This is a genomic window from Rhizobium sp. 01N447_2, from assembly GCF_056399245.1.
Genome location: NZ_JBFTQY010000006.1, coordinates 1 through 15,123 on the forward strand (window position 1 = coordinate 1; position 15,123 = coordinate 15,123).

The window sequence follows — 15,123 nt, forward strand, 5'->3', positions numbered from 1 at the left end:
CGAGAAGGGTGGTGTCGCCAATGGTTCGGGTGGTGTGGTTGCCAGCGGCAACGTGCTGACCAACGACACCGATCCGGATTCCGGCGACACCAAGACGGTGAGTGCGGTCAACTTCGGCGCGACGTCGGGCACACTCGGCTCGGCGCTGAACGGCACCTATGGCAGTCTCGTTCTCAATGCATCTGGTGCCTATAGCTATGCCATCAACGAGAGCAATGCGGCCGTGCAGGCGCTGCGGCAGTCGACCAATACGCTGAGCGATGTCTTCAGCTATACGATGCGCGATAGCGCCGGCGCGACGGCCACGGCAAACCTGACGGTCACCATCCACGGGGCCAATGACGCGCCGGTGCTGGCCGTCCAGACGGCGACCCAGAATGCCACCGTCGGCTCCGCCTTCTCCTTCGTGCTGCCGACGACCACCTTCACCGATGTCGACAGCGGCGAGACGCTGACCTACTCGGCAACGGCCGCCGATGGCACGGCGCTGCCCGCCTGGCTCGCCTTCAACGCCACGACGCGGACGTTCAGCGGCACACCGACGGCAGCCGGCACCTACGGCGTCAGGGTGACGGCGACCGACCTTGGCGGCCTTGCCGCCAACGAGAGCTTCAACATCACTGCGACAGTGGCGCCTGTGACCTACAGCCTGTTCAACGCCTCCAGCACGCCGACCCAGACGAACCTCAACGACGGTCAGCAGCTCGAGGTCGGCGTCAAGTTCCAGTCGAACGTCGTCGGTGATGTCACGGGCATCAAATTCTATCGCAGCGCCAACGACAACGGTCAGAACGTCGTCGACCTGTGGACCACGACCGGCACCAAGCTCGCCACCGCCACCTTCGCCAGCACTACGGGGAGCGGCTGGCAGACGGTGAACTTCACAACCCCGGTCACGATTGCCGCCAACACCAACTATATCGCCTCCTACCACACGACCGGCGCCTACGTGGCAACGGATGGCTTCTTCGCCAGTGCCGTCACCAACGGTCCGCTGACAGCCCAGTCAAGTGCCGTCGCCGGCGGCAACGGTGTCTATGCCTATGGCGGATCCGCCACCACAGGTCTCTTCCCGACGAACTCCTTCGATTCAGCGAATTACTATGCCGACGTTGTCTTCCGGCCGCAGCTCGTCGGGTGACGAAAAGTATGAGGTTAGGGATCGGTTTCGAATGAGGCGCATACGACGCAAATGCTGGTCGCGGCGAAGAGCGCTTCGATCGCCCACGTTCAAGGAATGCCGATGAACAGGATCGAGCGGCTCCCGGTGACCGTGCTGGCTGGCTTCCTCGGAGCTGGCAAGACGACGCTCCTCAGCCACGTCCTGATGAATCGTCAGGGCCTGCGGGTCGCCGTGATTGTCAACGATATGAGCGAAGTGAACATAGACGCCAGTCTCATCCGAGACGGCGGCTGCAACCTGTCGCATACGACGGAGACATTGATCGAGCTCAGCAATGGCTGCATATGCTGCACCCTGCGCGACGACCTGCTGGCGGAAGTGCGGCGACTGGCCGAAGAGGGGCGATACGACTATCTGTTGATCGAGGGGACCGGCATTGCCGAGCCATGCCCTATCGCGGCAACCTTTTCATTCCGCGACGAGAAGGGCGTCTCGCTCGCCGATTTTGCCAGCCTCGACACAATGGTGACCGTGGTCGACGCTGCAAACCTGTTAGCCGACTATAGCAGTGCCGATCTGCTCGCCGACCGCGGCCTGCAGCGCGACGGTGAGGATCGGCGCACGCTCATCGACCTGCTGGTGGATCAGATCGAGTTTGCCGATGTTGTCGTGATCAACAAGATCTCGGAGGCGAGCGAAGAGATCCGCGCTGATGTTCGCAAGATCGTTGCCGCGCTCAACCCGGATGCGCGCCAGGTGGAGACGGACTTCGGCAAGGTTTCTCTGGCAACCATCCTCAATACGGGCCTCTTCGATGAAGCAAAGGCCGCCGCGCACCCGTTGTGGCACAAGGAATTGTACAGCCCGGGCGACCATGTTCCAGAGACGGAGGAATACGGGGTCTCGAGCTTCGTCTATCGCACGAGGCGTCCCTTCGACCCCATGCGGTTTCGAGCATTCCTGGACGAGCCCTGGCCGGGGGTGATGCGTGCCAAAGGCCACTTCTGGCTTGCCACGCGCCCGCGTCATGTGGGCCTGATGTCGGCTGCCGGCATCCAGCGGCGCTGCGAGCCCATGGGGCTCTGGTGGGCAGCCGTGCCCCGGCAGGACTGGCCGAACCATCAGCAGTTTCGTCAGCATCTCGAGAGCCGGTGGGATAGCGCTTGGGGCGATCGTCGGCAGGAATTGGTCTTTATCGGCGTTGATATGGACGAGACAGCTGTGCGGACCGCACTGGACGGATGCCTCGCCAGCGCCGATCCGCGCGACTGGGCGACCCTCGAAGATCCGTTTCCGGCGTGGTAGCACGGGGCGGCGCAGGACACCCCCTGCGTCAACTGGCTTGACCAGCCGGACCGGCCCAGAATTCCCTTTCAACCAGCGTCAGCCACTGAGAGCGCCGCGCGTCTTTTCAGACGCGCTAAGGACGCTCTAACACTTTGAATGGGCGCATAAATCCTTCCAAAAATCGATTCCGATTTTCGGGGTCATGCGCTGGCAGTAGCCGCAGGCAGCTTTGGCGCCTTGTCGGTCGGGTATGCGGTGAGGGTCATCATATCGGCGTATGGGGTACCACCCACATACCCCAGATTGGTGTCATACGTTCCCTTGGCAAAGGTGCCAGAATGAATGTCTTCTATAGCGGTCGAAGGGCCGGCCGGTGCGGAAGGGGACGCCGCTAATGCGGAGAATTCATGTGAGTAATCGTGAGTACCTGAGTACATTTGGTGGAGCGTTGAGTATCTGTCGTGCATCCTCTGCCTGGAGCGCAGTCCTTGGATCCGCGACGGTCGTATCTTCGAGTACCGATGGTTCCCCAAGCTTTGCCAATCAGAGCAGCGCAACCGTCCAATCCTCGTTCACCGGCACGGTCACATCGTCCTTGATATCATCAGGCGACGTGCAATCGTCCCCTGCATCGTCGACCCCGATGCCGGCGTCTGCGGCCGATGGCGGGGCGCAGGACACGTCCACGAAGACGGTGTCGGCTGCGACGGTCTTCCAGGCGGCTTCCTCGCCGCCGCAACGCACTGTGCTTGGCCCGGATCCTTACGAGGAGGCTGCGACGCTGCCTGCCGCTCCCACCCTTACGGGTGTTACCGGCGACGCCGATACCGGCAGCGCCAAGACGGTGGCGCCGGTCAGTTCTTCCAGCAGTCTCGACACGGCTTCGTTGCGCCTTCAGGCGTCGATAGCATCCATCTCGGTTGAGCCGAGCCAGGACGTTTCTGCCGAGACGACTGCGGCCCCGACAGCACTGGCGGCACCGCTGGCGGCGGCCGCGGCTGCGGCGACGCCCAACAAGATCGCGCTCGAAAACCTGAAGCAGGGCAACCCGATCAGTGAGTGGGGTCTGGAGGGCGACGGCGGCGGCACCATCCAGGGCTTCGCCACCGAGATCAGCACGAATATCGGCCAGACCGTCGATTTCAAGATCGCCACCGATTCCACCCATTACCGCATCGATATCTACCGCATGGGCTATTATGGCGGGGACGGGGCGCGCAAGGTCGGCTCCATCGAACAATCGCTGACCACGGCGCAGATCCAGCCGCACCCGATCGTCGATATGTCGCTCGGCCTGATCGACTGCGGCAACTGGTCGGTCTCGGCGAGCTGGCAGATTCCGACGGACGCGGTCTCCGGCGTCTATTTCGCCAAGCTGGTGCGCGAGGACGGCGTCGAAGACGCCAGCATCATTCCTTTCGTCGTGCGCGACGACGCCTCCACCAGCAATATCGTCTTCCAGACGTCCGACACGACATGGCAGGCCTATAATGCCTGGGGCGGCGCCAGCCTCTATTATGGCGAAGTGCCCGTCGATCCCGCAGACATGATCGGCTACCTGCCGCCGAATTGCAGCTGCGGCCTGCAGGCCATCGGCCGGGCCTCGGCGGTCAGCTATAACAGGCCGATCATCACCAATACGAGCCCGATCGGTGGTTCGCACGATTACATCTTCGGCGTCGAATCCTCTGCCATCTCGTGGCTGGAGCAGAACGGCTACGACGTTTCCTATATTTCCGGCGTCGATGCGACGCGCAACGGCGCGCTGCTGCTCAACCACGATGCCTATCTCTCCGTCGGGCATGACGAATACTGGTCTGCCGAACAGCGCACCAATGTCGAGGCGGCGCGCGATGCCGGCGTCAACCTCGCCTTCTGGAGCGGCAACGAGTGCTACTGGAAGGTTCGCTGGGAAAGCAGCATCGACGGCAGCGGCCAGGCCTACCGCACCATGGTGTGCTACAAGGAAACCTGGGGCACGAGCACGGATCCGAGCAATGTCGGTACCGGCACCTGGCGCGATCCGCGTTATGCCGATCCGGGGCAGCAGCCGGAGAATGCGCTGACGGGCACGATGTTCCAGGTGGACAGCTACCGCCAGGATACGATCTCCATCCCTTACGACTATTCGAACCTGCGCTTCTGGCGCAATACCGACGTTTCGGAGCTGCAGGAGGGCGAGACCTATAGTCTCGTGCAGAACCTGCTCGGCTATGAGTGGGATTCCGATGTCGAGAACGGTTTCCGTCCAGCTGGACTGATCGACCTGTCGCTCTCGTCGGTCTCGGTGAGCACGTATCTGCGCGACTACGGCGCGACGGTCGGCGATGCGGTGGCGACCCATAGCCTGACCATGTACCGGGCGGCAAGCGGCGCGTTGGTCTTCGGCGCCGGCACCGTCTTCTGGTCCTGGGGGCTGAGTGACAACCACCAGGGCCCGGCCACGTCAACCGATCGCAACGTGCAGCAGGCGATGGTCAACATGTTCGCGGACATGGGCATTCAGCCGACGACGCTGGATGCGAGCCTGATCCTTGCGACACAATCGACCGACACGCTGAAGCCCACCTCGTCGGTCACCTCGCCGATCGTCGGCGCAAGCTTCCTGGAAGGGCAGCATGTGACGATCACGGGAACGGCGCAGGATTTCGGCGGCGGCATCATTGCCGGCGTGGAAGTCTCGACCGATGGCGGCCAGCACTGGTTCAAGGCCACCGGCCGCGAGAGCTGGAGCTATAACTGGGTCGTCCAGGCGAGCGGAACCTACACGATCACGTCACGGGCCGTCGACGACAGCGTCAATATGGAAGCGCCATCGGCGGGCAAGCAGGTGACCGTTACCCTGCCGGGAGCGACGGGCCTCTGGACGCTTGCGGAAAAGCCGGCGGTCGAAGTGGCGATCGATCGCGATTCCGTCGAGCTCGGCCTGCGCTTCCAGACGACGACGGCAGGCTCCCTGGAGGGCATCCGCTTCTACAAGGGCTTCTACAATATCGGCGACCATGTCGTCAGCCTCTGGAGCGCCAACGGAACGCTGCTGGCGACCGGCGTGTCCGTCGGTGAGTCGCTCTCCGGCTGGCAGACAGTGATGTTCTCCAGCCCGATCCAGATTGCCGCCGGCACGACCTATGTGGCTTCCTATCACAGCAGCGGCTTCTACTCCGCCACCGAGAATTATTTCGGCAGCCCCTATGCCAGCGGTGCGCTGAAGGCCGTCGATGGCGGCGGCGTCTATGCCTATGGCGACAATGCCGGCACATTCCCCGGCCAGAGCCTCGGCACCGGCACCAACTACTGGGTCGACGTGGTCTTCGATGCCGGGCCCAACAGCGCGCCGGTTGCGACCGACGATACGGGGCTGACCATCACCCGCAACGACAGCGTCGTCATCTCGATCGCCTCGCTCATCGGAAACGATACGGATCCCAATGGCGATGCGATGACGATTTCGGCCGTCGGCAATGCCGTCAACGGCACGGTGACGCTCAATAGGCAGAACGGCACCGTCAACTTCACGCCGACCAACAATTATTCGGGGCCGGCAAGCTTCACCTATACGCTGTCGGATGGGCGCGGCGCCACGGATCAGGGCAACGTCAGCCTCACCGTAAACCAGGGCCCTGCCGGGGAAACGCTGTTTACATCAAGCGAAGGGCCGACGGGCGCAAGCTTCAACGAAGGTCAGTCGCTGGAACTCGGGATGAGGTTCGTCGCTTCGTCCAGCGGCATGATTACCGGCATCCGCTACTACAGGGCGGCCGGCGATACCGGCGCCCATACCGGCTCCCTGTGGACGGCCGACGGCACGCTGGTCGCGACCGCCAGCTTCGCCGACAGCGGATCGGTGAACGGCTGGCAGACCGCGACATTCACCAACCCAGTGCATATCGCGGCCGGCACGACCTATGTCGCCTCCTACCACACGACAGGCTCCTACGTGGCGACGGCAAGCTATTTCACGACAGCCCATACCAATGGCGCGCTGACGGCGCTGGCCGGCAGCAATGGCGTCTACGCGGTCGGGGGCTCGGCATTCCCGACCTCCAGCTACCAGTCGTCGAACTACTGGGTGGATGTCGTCTACAATCAGTCGACGGGCAACGCGGTGCCGGTCGCTGCCAATGACAACGGCTACACGACGTATTCCAACACGGCGCTGTCGATTGCCGCAGCCAGCCTGCTTGCAAACGACACCGATGCCGATGGCGACCCGCTCAGTATCACCGGCGTCAATGGTGCGGTCAACGGAACGGTGACCTTCGACAGCCAGACCAAGTCCGTCATTTTCACCCCGACGGCGGGTTATACGGGTGCGGCAAGCTTCTCCTATTCGATCTCGGATGGATATGGCGGCATGGCGTCAGCCACGGCCAGCCTCACTGTCAGCACGCCGCCCGCGGGAGGCGCGACGTCAAGCCTGTTCACCGGCGCCGACACGTCGGGCGTTACCGCCGCCAATGACGCCAACTCGGTCGAACTCGGCGTCAAGTTCATCGCTTCCGCCAGCGGCCAGATCACCGGGCTCACCTATTACAGGAGCGCCCAGGATACCGGCACGCATGTCGGCTCGCTCTGGACGGCGAGCGGCCAGCTTCTGGCCCAGACGACCTTCATCAGCGAGACGGCGAGCGGCTGGCAGACGGTTTCCTTCACCCAGCCGATCAATGTGACCGCCGGCGCGACCTATGTGGCGAGCTACCATTCGAACGGCTTCTATTCCGCAACGGCGAACTACTTCACGACGGACCATACGAACGGCGCGCTGACGGCACCGTCGAGTGCTGCGAGCGGCGGCAACGGCCTTTATGCCTATGGCTCGGGCAGCCTGTTCCCGACCGCTTCCTACAATGCGAGCAATTACTGGGTCGACGTGCTCTATCAGCAGGGCGGCGCGCAGAATGCGGTTCCGGTTGCCGCCAATGACAGCGGCTTGTCGACCAATACCGGCACGCCGATCACCATCCAGGCCTCAGTGCTCCTGGCAAACGACACCGATGCCGATGGTGACCCGCTTGTCATCACCGGCGTCAGCGGCGCGATCAACGGCTCGGTCGCCTACGATGCCCAGGCACAGACGCTGACCTTCACGCCGACGGCAGGTTATTCGGGACCGGCGAGCTTCAGCTACGCAATTGCAGACGGCAAGGGCGGCACGGCGTCGGCGCAGGTGGCACTCACCATCACCGGCGGCCAGACGGCAGGGCCGGAACAGAACCTCTTTGCCGCCAATACGACGCCTTCAATCGTCTCCGTCAACGATAACCAGCCGGTCAATCTCGGCATGAAATTCCAGGCCGATACGGCAGGCTGGGTCACCGGCATCCGCTTCTACAAGGGGGCAGACAATACAGGCGCGCATACCGGCTATCTCTGGACCGCCTCGGGCACATTGCTCGGCAGCGTCAGCTTCAGCAACGAAACGGCAAGCGGCTGGCAGACCGCGACGCTCACCCAGCAGGTCGCGGTCGCCGCCGATACGACCTATGTCGTATCCTACAGCACCAACGGCAATTATTCGGCGACCGGCAATTACTTCAGCACCGATGTGACGAACGGCGACTTGACGGCGCTCAGCGGCACCAACGGCGTCTATGCCTATGGGTCGAGCGGCGTGTTCCCAAATGCCAGCTATAACAGCACAAACTACTATGTGGACGTAGCATTCAGACCGCAGCTCGCGGCGTAAAAGAAGCGAGCGGGGAGTACCGATGATGAGTGCAGACAACAGACTTCCGGTCACGGTCCTTGCCGGTTTTCTTGGCGCCGGCAAGACGACGATCCTCAACCATGTCCTACGCAATCGCGAGGGACGCCGGGTCGCCGTCATCGTCAACGACATGAGCGAGGTGAATATCGATGCAGATCTCGTCCGCGACGGGGGAGCGAACCTGTCGCGCACGGACGAGACACTGGTGGAGCTCACCAATGGCTGCATCTGCTGCACATTGCGCGACGATCTCCTGAGCGAAGTGCGCCGCCTCGCTGCCGCCGGCCGTTTCGACTATCTGCTGATCGAGGGCACCGGGATCGCCGAGCCGCTGCCGGTCGCAGCCACCTTCTCCTTCCGCGACGAGAGCGGGGCAGCCCTCTGCGACGTCGCGCGGCTCGACACGATGGTTTCCGTCGTCGATGCGGTCAATCTTCTGGCCGATTATGCGAGCGCGGAATTCCTGAGGGATCGCGGCGAGAGCCGAGACGGAGACGACGAGCGCAGGCTGGTGGAACTGCTCGTCGAGCAGATCGAATTTGCCGATGTCGTGGTCATCAACAAGGCGCAGGATGTGCCGCCTGCAGCGCTTGCCGAGGTTCGCCGCATCGTTGCCGCACTCAACCCCGATGCCCGCGTCATCGAGACCGGTTTCGGCCGGTTGAAGCTCGACGCTATCCTGAACACCGGCCTCTTCAGCGAAGCGAGAGCTGCCCGCCATCCGCTGTGGCACAAGGAACTCTTCGGTTGGGGCGACCATGTGCCGGAGACGGAGGAATACGGCATTTCGAGCGTCGTCTATCGCAGCCGCCGGCCGTTCGATCCCTCCAGGTTGCGGGATTTTCTCGACAGGAAATGGCCGGGCCTCATCCGCGCGAAAGGCCATTTCTGGCTGGCAACAAGGCCCGACGAGATCGGACTGCTGTCGATTGCCGGCACGCAGTGCCGCATCGACACCAAGGGCTTCTGGTGGGCGTCCGTGCCGAAGGCGCAATGGCCGCGTTATCCGCAGTTTCGCCAGCTCATCGACCGGCATTGGGACGAGGTCTGGGGCGACCGCCGCCAGGAACTCGTTTTCATCGGCGCCGGCTTCGACGAAGACGCAATCCGCACCGCGCTCGGCGACTGCCTGATCGGTGAGGAGACGGGCTTCGATCCGCAGATCGCCGCCGGGCTTCGGGACCCGTTTCCGGCCTGGCAGCACGCACATTCAAATAGTTAGGGCATCCTAATGGACGTAAGACGCCCTGAGATGAAGACGTTTTGATTATCAACCGGAGGAGAGAACAATGAGCAACGAACTTTACGCAGATGGCATCGGCGAAATCACCATCACGGGAACGATCGTGCGGATCGACCTGATGTCGCTCTCGGCCACCGATCGTGACGCCAACAACAATCCGAAGCCGGTTTTCCGCCAGCGCATCATCATGCCGGTCGATGCCTTCGCCAATGCGGTCGATCTCATGCAGAAGGCGCTTGGCGGTTTGGTCGAGGCGGGTGCGGTCCGTCGCGTCGGCGATATGTCAACTGCGGCGGCTGCCGATATCCAGTCAGTGCAGGCCGGGGCTTCGAACGCCTCGCCGAACTTCAACTGACAAAACAAATATTGCCTCGGTCTCGTATTGTTTCGGGTGGGCCATGAGTGGTTTTCTGCATACTAACCTGCACTGTCTTGCGCTGGTCGCGCGTCATCACGGCGTCGATCTTGCTCCTGAACGATTGCAGCACGATTATGCCGTCGGCAACGATCCTGTTGCCTTGCGGCAGCTGCTGCGCATGGCCAAGGATGCCGGCCTTAGGGCAAGGCATCTGACGCTCGACTGGCGATCCCTGTTCCAACTTGGCGAGGCATTCCCGGTGCTCGCCGAGCTGACGAACGGCAACTGGGTGGTCATCGCCGGCGCTGTCGGGAGCGGAGAGGATGAGAGAATCCGCGTTCTCGACCCGCTGGCATCACGCGCCGAAGTGATGATGCTCAGCGAAGAGCAGTTCGCCAAGGCCTGGCTCGGATCGGTGATCCTGCTGAAGCGCAACTATCGCATGTCCGATGAGGACCGGCCCTTCGGCTTCCGCTGGTTCGTCCCCGAGATCATCAAGCAGCGCAGCTTCTTCCGCGATGTCGCGCTCGCCGCCTTCGTGCTCTACGGGCTGGGGCTGACGACGCCGATCTTCTTTCAGCTCGTCATCGACAAGGTGCTGGTGCATCAGAGCTATGCGACGCTGACGGTTCTGACAGTGGGCATTGCGATCGCGCTCGTCTTCGACGCGACCTTCACCTTCCTGCGCCGCTATCTGCTGCTCTATGCGACGAACAGGATCGACATCCGCGTCGCGACCCGCACCTTCGGCCATCTGCTCAACCTGCCGATCGCGCTCTTCGAGCAGGCCTCGGCCGGCGTTCTCGTCAAGCATATGCAGCAGACGGGGCGCATCCGCGAATTCCTGACCGGCCGGCTGTTTCTCACACTGTTGGACGGCGTTTCGCTCCTGGTCTTCGTGCCGATCCTGCTTCTCTACAGCGTCAAGCTGACGCTTGTCGTGCTCGGTTTTGCCGCCCTCGTCGGGCTCGTGGTGATGATGCTCGTCGGGCCGTTCCAGCGCCGGTTGCAGGCGCTCTATCAGGCCGAAGGCGACCGGCAGGCATTGCTTGTGGAAACCGTGCACGGCATGCGCACCGTCAAATCGCTGGCGCTGGAGCCGCGCCAGCGCAAGGTGTGGGACGATTATTCGGCCCAGTCGATCTCCGTGCGTTTCCGGGTCGACAAGATCTCGACCATCGCCCAGGCGATGACCGGACTGCTGGAGAAGCTGATGAGCGTCGCGATCATCGGCCTCGGCGCGCTCGATGTCTTCAGCGGCGCGATGACGATCGGCGCGCTGGTTGCCTTCAACATGCTCGCCGGCCGGGTCTCGGGACCACTGGTGCAGATCGTCACCATGGTGCACGAATATCAGGAAGTCGCGCTCTCCGTGCGCATGCTCGGCGAGATCATGAATCAGCGGCCGGAGCAGGCGGGCCGCGGGCGAGGTGTTCGGCCGCATCTGCAGGGTCGCATCGAATTCGACCGGGTCACCTTCCGCTACAGCCCGGATAGCGCGCCGGCGCTCGACAATGTCTCCTTCGCCATTCCGACGGGCTGCCTCTTCGGCGTGGTCGGCAAGAGCGGCTCGGGCAAGACGACGATCACAAGGCTCATCCAGGGCCTCTATCAGAGCCAGGAAGGCCTCGTGCGCATGGATGGCTATGACAGCCGCGAGATCGACCTCGTGCATCTGAGAACGAGCATCGGCGTCGTGCTGCAGGATAGTTTCCTGTTTCGCGGCTCGGTGCGCGAGAATATTGCCGCCGCCAAGCCCGATGCCAGCATCGAAGAGATCATGGAAGTTGCCCGTATCGCCGGCGCCGAGGAGTTCATCGAGCGCCTGCCGCGTGGCTTTGACACGATGCTGGAGGAAAACGCCTCCAACCTGTCAGGCGGCCAGAAGCAGCGGCTTGCCATTGCCCGCGCGCTGATCACCGATCCGAAGCTGTTGATCTTCGATGAGGCGACGAGCGCGCTCGACCCCGACAGTGAGGCGATCATCCGCGAGAATCTGAGCCGCATCGCCGCCGGCCGCACCGTCATCATCGTCTCGCACCGGCTTTCGACGCTCGTAGATGCCGATGCCATTCTCGTCATCGATCGTGGCAAGGTCGCCGATATCGGCCGGCACGATCAGCTTGTATCGCGCTGCATGACCTATCGCCACCTGTGGTCCCAGCAGATGAGGCAGGTCGCATGAACGCGCACACCAGAAAACCCAGCGAGAACCTGCCGGTCCCTTCAGGCAAAGGCCCTTCAGACAAGGCGCCCTCAGGCAAGGGAAGGGAACTGACCGCCCGCCCGCCGCTGCCGCCGGCAATTGCGGAGTTCCAATCCGATGCGGTCGAGCTCGAGGAACGCGCGCCGCCCAGAGTTGCGCGCATGACGCTCTATTGCGTGACGGCGCTGATTGCTTCGGCGATCATCTGGGCCTCGGTCTCGTCGATCGACGAGGTGGTGATCGCGCCCGGCAAGCTCGTCACCACCCAGCCGACCATCGTCGTCCAGCCGCTCGAAACCTCGATCATCCGCACGATCGAGGTGAAGGCCGGCGAAGTGGTGCATGCCGGCCAGACGCTCGCGACCCTCGACGCTACTTTCAGCCAGGCCGATGTCGACCAGCAGCAGGCGAAATTCTCCGCGCTCGACGCCCAGGTGCGGCGCATCGAGGCCGAGCTTGCCGGCAACGATTACACGGCGGGAGATACGCCCGACCAGATGCTGCAGGCGCAGCTCTTCGGCCAGCGACGGGCCTTCTACACGGCGCAGCTGCAGAATTTCGAGCAGCAGATCGCCGGCCAGTCGGCCGCTCTTCTAGCGAGCAAGAACCAGGAGGCCGTGCTCAATGACAGGCGCGATGGGCTCTCTCAGATCGAGGCGGCGCGGGAGCGGCTCTACAACAAGCAGAGCGGCTCGCTGATCACGCTGCTCGGCTCGCGCGACGCCCGCCTCGACGTCGAGTCCGATCTGACGGCCGTCCGCGGCCGGGCCGACGAGGCCGCGCACGCCTATGCCAAGCTGAGCGCCGACCGCCAGGCCTTCATTGAGGATTTCCGCCGGGCGGCGATGGAGCAACTGGTGGAGCTGCGCGGCCAGCGTGACATGGCGGACGAGGAACTGAAGAAGATGGCACTGCGCCGCAACATGGTCGTGCTGACGGCGCCGGCCGATTCCGTCGTGCTCGACCTGGCGCAGCGCTCGGTCGGTTCGGTGGTGCGGGAGGCGGAGCCGGTGGTCACACTCGTGCCCATTAACGTGCCGCTGGAAGCGGAAGTCTCGATCAACACGCGCGATATCGGCCGGGTCGCCGTCGGCAAGGAAGCCCGTGTCAAGCTCGACGCCTATCCGTTCCAGAAATACGGAACCGCGACAGGCGAGGTGAGGACCATCAGCCAGGACACGTTCCTCACGGGCCAGCAGGAGCAGACAGCCACGCCCAGCCAGCCGGCCGCCCCCTTCTTCAAGGCGCGGATCCTGCTTGCCGATACCCGGCTGAATGCCACAGATGTGCCGGTGCGACTGCTTCCCGGCATGACTGTGACCACGGAAATCAAGGTCGGCAACCGTACGGTGATCTCCTATTTCCTGTATCCGCTGCTGCGTGGCCTCGACAACGCAATACGCGAACCGTAGGTCGTGACGATCAGTTTGCCCCGAACGAGATCCCGAGTGAGATTCAAGGCAGATATTTCGCATCCCATGGCCGCGGCCTGGCCCGCCCGCATGTCGTGAAGTCGGATTTGCCCGGCTTTCAGGGGCGCGCACTATCAACGAATCGCCGAACGCGCCAAGCTTTCGCTCAGCATTAACTTCGATCGATTGGGAATGAGTGTCGCAATGATTCACGACGTCTGCATCATAGGCGGCGGTATAGTTGGTCTTGCCACCGCCATGGCCGTTCTGGAAAAGCGCCCCGGTGCAAGTGTCGTTCTCCTTGAAAAGGAGCCTGGCTTGGCCCTCCACCAGACAGGCCACAACAGCGGCGTCATCCACGCGGGAATCTACTATGCGCCAGGCAGCTTGAAAGCGCGCCTTTGTCGGGAGGGGGCCGATGCCATCAAGGCGTTCTGCAGGGAGAAGGCTGTACCCTATGAACAATGCGGAAAACTGGTGGTTGCCACCAACGAGCTCGAACACCGCCGCCTGAAGGATCTGGCCGAACGGGCAAAGATCAACAACATCGATATCGAATGGCTCGATCGGAAGACGCTGAAACATCGGGAGCCCATGGTCGAAGGCGTCGCGGCAATTTTCGTTGGGGCGACGGGTATCGTTGACTACAAGGCTGTGTGCGTCGCCATGGGCGCTCATCTGGCCGCTCAGGGCGTGGAAATCGAATTGAATACGCAGGTTTCCGCGATCCGCGAAACCTTGGATCTCGTGGAGATTGCAGCGGGTGATCGCCAATGGCGGGCCAGACAGCTGATCGCCTGCGCCGGCCTGCAGTCCGACCGCATCGCCAAACTTGCGGGCCTCAAGATCGATCATCAGATTATACCGTTCAGGGGCGAATATTTCCGTCTGCCGCCGTCGCGGAATGGACTGGTCAGGCACCTGATCTATCCGGTGCCCGATCCGTCGCTTCCATTCCTTGGCATTCATGTCACCAAGATGATCGACGGCAGCCTTACCGTCGGACCCAATGCGGTTCTGGGAATGGCGCGCGAGGGGTATCCGAAATTCAGCATAAACATCCGGGATCTCAGCGAGTGTCTCTCGTTTCCGGGCCTATGGCGGCTTCTCTGGAAGAACGCAGGGGGCGCCGTGAACGAATTCAGGGACTCGCTGTGGCGGAAAAACTATCTGGAAGCGTGCCGCAAATACTGCCCATCGCTGACACTCGAAGACCTTCAGCCGATGGAAGCGGGCATCCGGGCCCAGGCCGTCATGCGGGACGGGCGCCTGGAGCATGATTTCCTGTTCCTAAAAACGGGTCGCATGCTGCACGTCTGCAATGCGCCGTCGCCAGCGGCCACATCGTCGATCCCGATCGGCCGGGATATCGCCGACAGGTGCTTTTCCGCCGGCTGAACGAAGCCGTGAGAGAAACCGCATGACGTTCAAGACAAGATTTCTCGAAGCCGGAATGAACGATGCCGGTCGCTCCGGGCTGCGGAGCCAGCGGGAGGTCGACCTCGTGCCAGGGCAGGACAGGGAGATCTGGCATAGCTTCGATGCGACCGGCGCCGCGCCGTTTATCCGGCTCCGGGTGGCAGCCTTTTTCGTTTCTTCATTCTGCCGTCGCCGGAAGACGGGCTGACGCCTGAGATCGATCGAGAGATCAACGCGACAGCCGCACCGGAGTACAAAATCCATGCCTGTGCCGATCTACGACATCTTCGACGGTATCGACCGGTTCGTTGAGCCCCATGCCGCGAGTACGCTGGTCCGGTTCGATGGAGGCGATCCGCCAAGCCTTG

Annotated in this window: 9 protein-coding genes; all 9 read left to right on the plus strand. The window is 62.7% G+C overall.

The features are described from left to right. Positions 1–1,141: DUF4082 domain-containing protein (locus tag AC1ECN_RS05100; protein WP_477952361.1), on the plus strand; the 1,141-nt coding region annotated here is incomplete at its 5' end. A gap of 102 nt (positions 1,142–1,243) precedes the next feature. Then, positions 1,244–2,428, plus strand: coding sequence for a GTP-binding protein (locus AC1ECN_RS05105; RefSeq protein WP_130764352.1), 1,185 nt, complete (start codon positions 1,244–1,246; stop codon positions 2,426–2,428). Positions 2,429–2,804: 376 nt separating this feature from the next. Continuing rightward, positions 2,805–8,096 carry a DUF4082 domain-containing protein gene (locus AC1ECN_RS05110; RefSeq protein ID WP_477952363.1) on the plus strand — a complete coding sequence of 1,764 codons (5,292 nt, stop codon included), beginning with the start codon at positions 2,805–2,807 and terminating at the stop codon, positions 8,094–8,096. A 22-nt stretch (positions 8,097–8,118) separates the two neighbouring features. Next, complete coding sequence (locus AC1ECN_RS05115) at positions 8,119–9,339, plus strand: GTP-binding protein (RefSeq protein WP_477952365.1); 1,221 nt, start codon at positions 8,119–8,121, stop codon at positions 9,337–9,339. 67 nt (positions 9,340–9,406) lie between these two features. Then, a complete protein-coding gene (locus AC1ECN_RS05120; RefSeq protein WP_130657632.1) occupies positions 9,407–9,715 on the plus strand; it encodes a hypothetical protein in 309 nt (102 codons plus the stop codon). A gap of 43 nt (positions 9,716–9,758) precedes the next feature. Next, positions 9,759–11,903: a peptidase domain-containing ABC transporter gene (locus AC1ECN_RS05125; protein WP_018484248.1), complete on the plus strand. Its 2,145-nt coding sequence runs from the start codon at positions 9,759–9,761 to the stop codon at positions 11,901–11,903. Beyond that, positions 11,900–13,336 (plus strand): HlyD family type I secretion periplasmic adaptor subunit, encoded by a 1,437-nt coding sequence (locus AC1ECN_RS05130; RefSeq protein WP_130663029.1) that lies wholly within the window; start codon positions 11,900–11,902, stop codon positions 13,334–13,336. The genes AC1ECN_RS05125 and AC1ECN_RS05130 overlap by 4 nt, the downstream gene beginning before the upstream one ends. A gap of 192 nt (positions 13,337–13,528) precedes the next feature. Continuing rightward, positions 13,529–14,734, plus strand: a complete 1,206-nt coding sequence (gene lhgO / locus AC1ECN_RS05135; RefSeq protein ID WP_130705792.1) for an L-2-hydroxyglutarate oxidase — start codon at positions 13,529–13,531, stop codon at positions 14,732–14,734. A gap of 22 nt (positions 14,735–14,756) precedes the next feature. Next, positions 14,757–14,963 (plus strand): hypothetical protein, encoded by a 207-nt coding sequence (locus AC1ECN_RS05140; RefSeq protein ID WP_165418140.1) that lies wholly within the window; start codon positions 14,757–14,759, stop codon positions 14,961–14,963. Positions 14,964–15,123 lie beyond the last annotated feature (160 nt).

What these genes read in the sequence shown, in the direction of transcription:
- AC1ECN_RS05105 (WP_130764352.1), top strand. Translation starts at nt 1,244, where the DNA reads ATGAACAGGATCGAGCGGCTCCCGGTGACCGTGCTGGCTGGCTTCCTC.
- AC1ECN_RS05110 (WP_477952363.1), top strand. Translation starts at nt 2,805, where the DNA reads ATGCGGAGAATTCATGTGAGTAATCGTGAGTACCTGAGTACATTTGGT.
- AC1ECN_RS05120 (WP_130657632.1), top strand. Translation starts at nt 9,407, where the DNA reads ATGAGCAACGAACTTTACGCAGATGGCATCGGCGAAATCACCATCACG.
- AC1ECN_RS05115 (WP_477952365.1), top strand. Translation starts at nt 8,119, where the DNA reads ATGATGAGTGCAGACAACAGACTTCCGGTCACGGTCCTTGCCGGTTTT.
- lhgO (WP_130705792.1), top strand. Translation starts at nt 13,529, where the DNA reads ATGAGTGTCGCAATGATTCACGACGTCTGCATCATAGGCGGCGGTATA.
- AC1ECN_RS05140 (WP_165418140.1), top strand. Translation starts at nt 14,757, where the DNA reads ATGACGTTCAAGACAAGATTTCTCGAAGCCGGAATGAACGATGCCGGT.
- AC1ECN_RS05125 (WP_018484248.1), top strand. Translation starts at nt 9,759, where the DNA reads ATGAGTGGTTTTCTGCATACTAACCTGCACTGTCTTGCGCTGGTCGCG.
- AC1ECN_RS05130 (WP_130663029.1), top strand. Translation starts at nt 11,900, where the DNA reads ATGAACGCGCACACCAGAAAACCCAGCGAGAACCTGCCGGTCCCTTCA.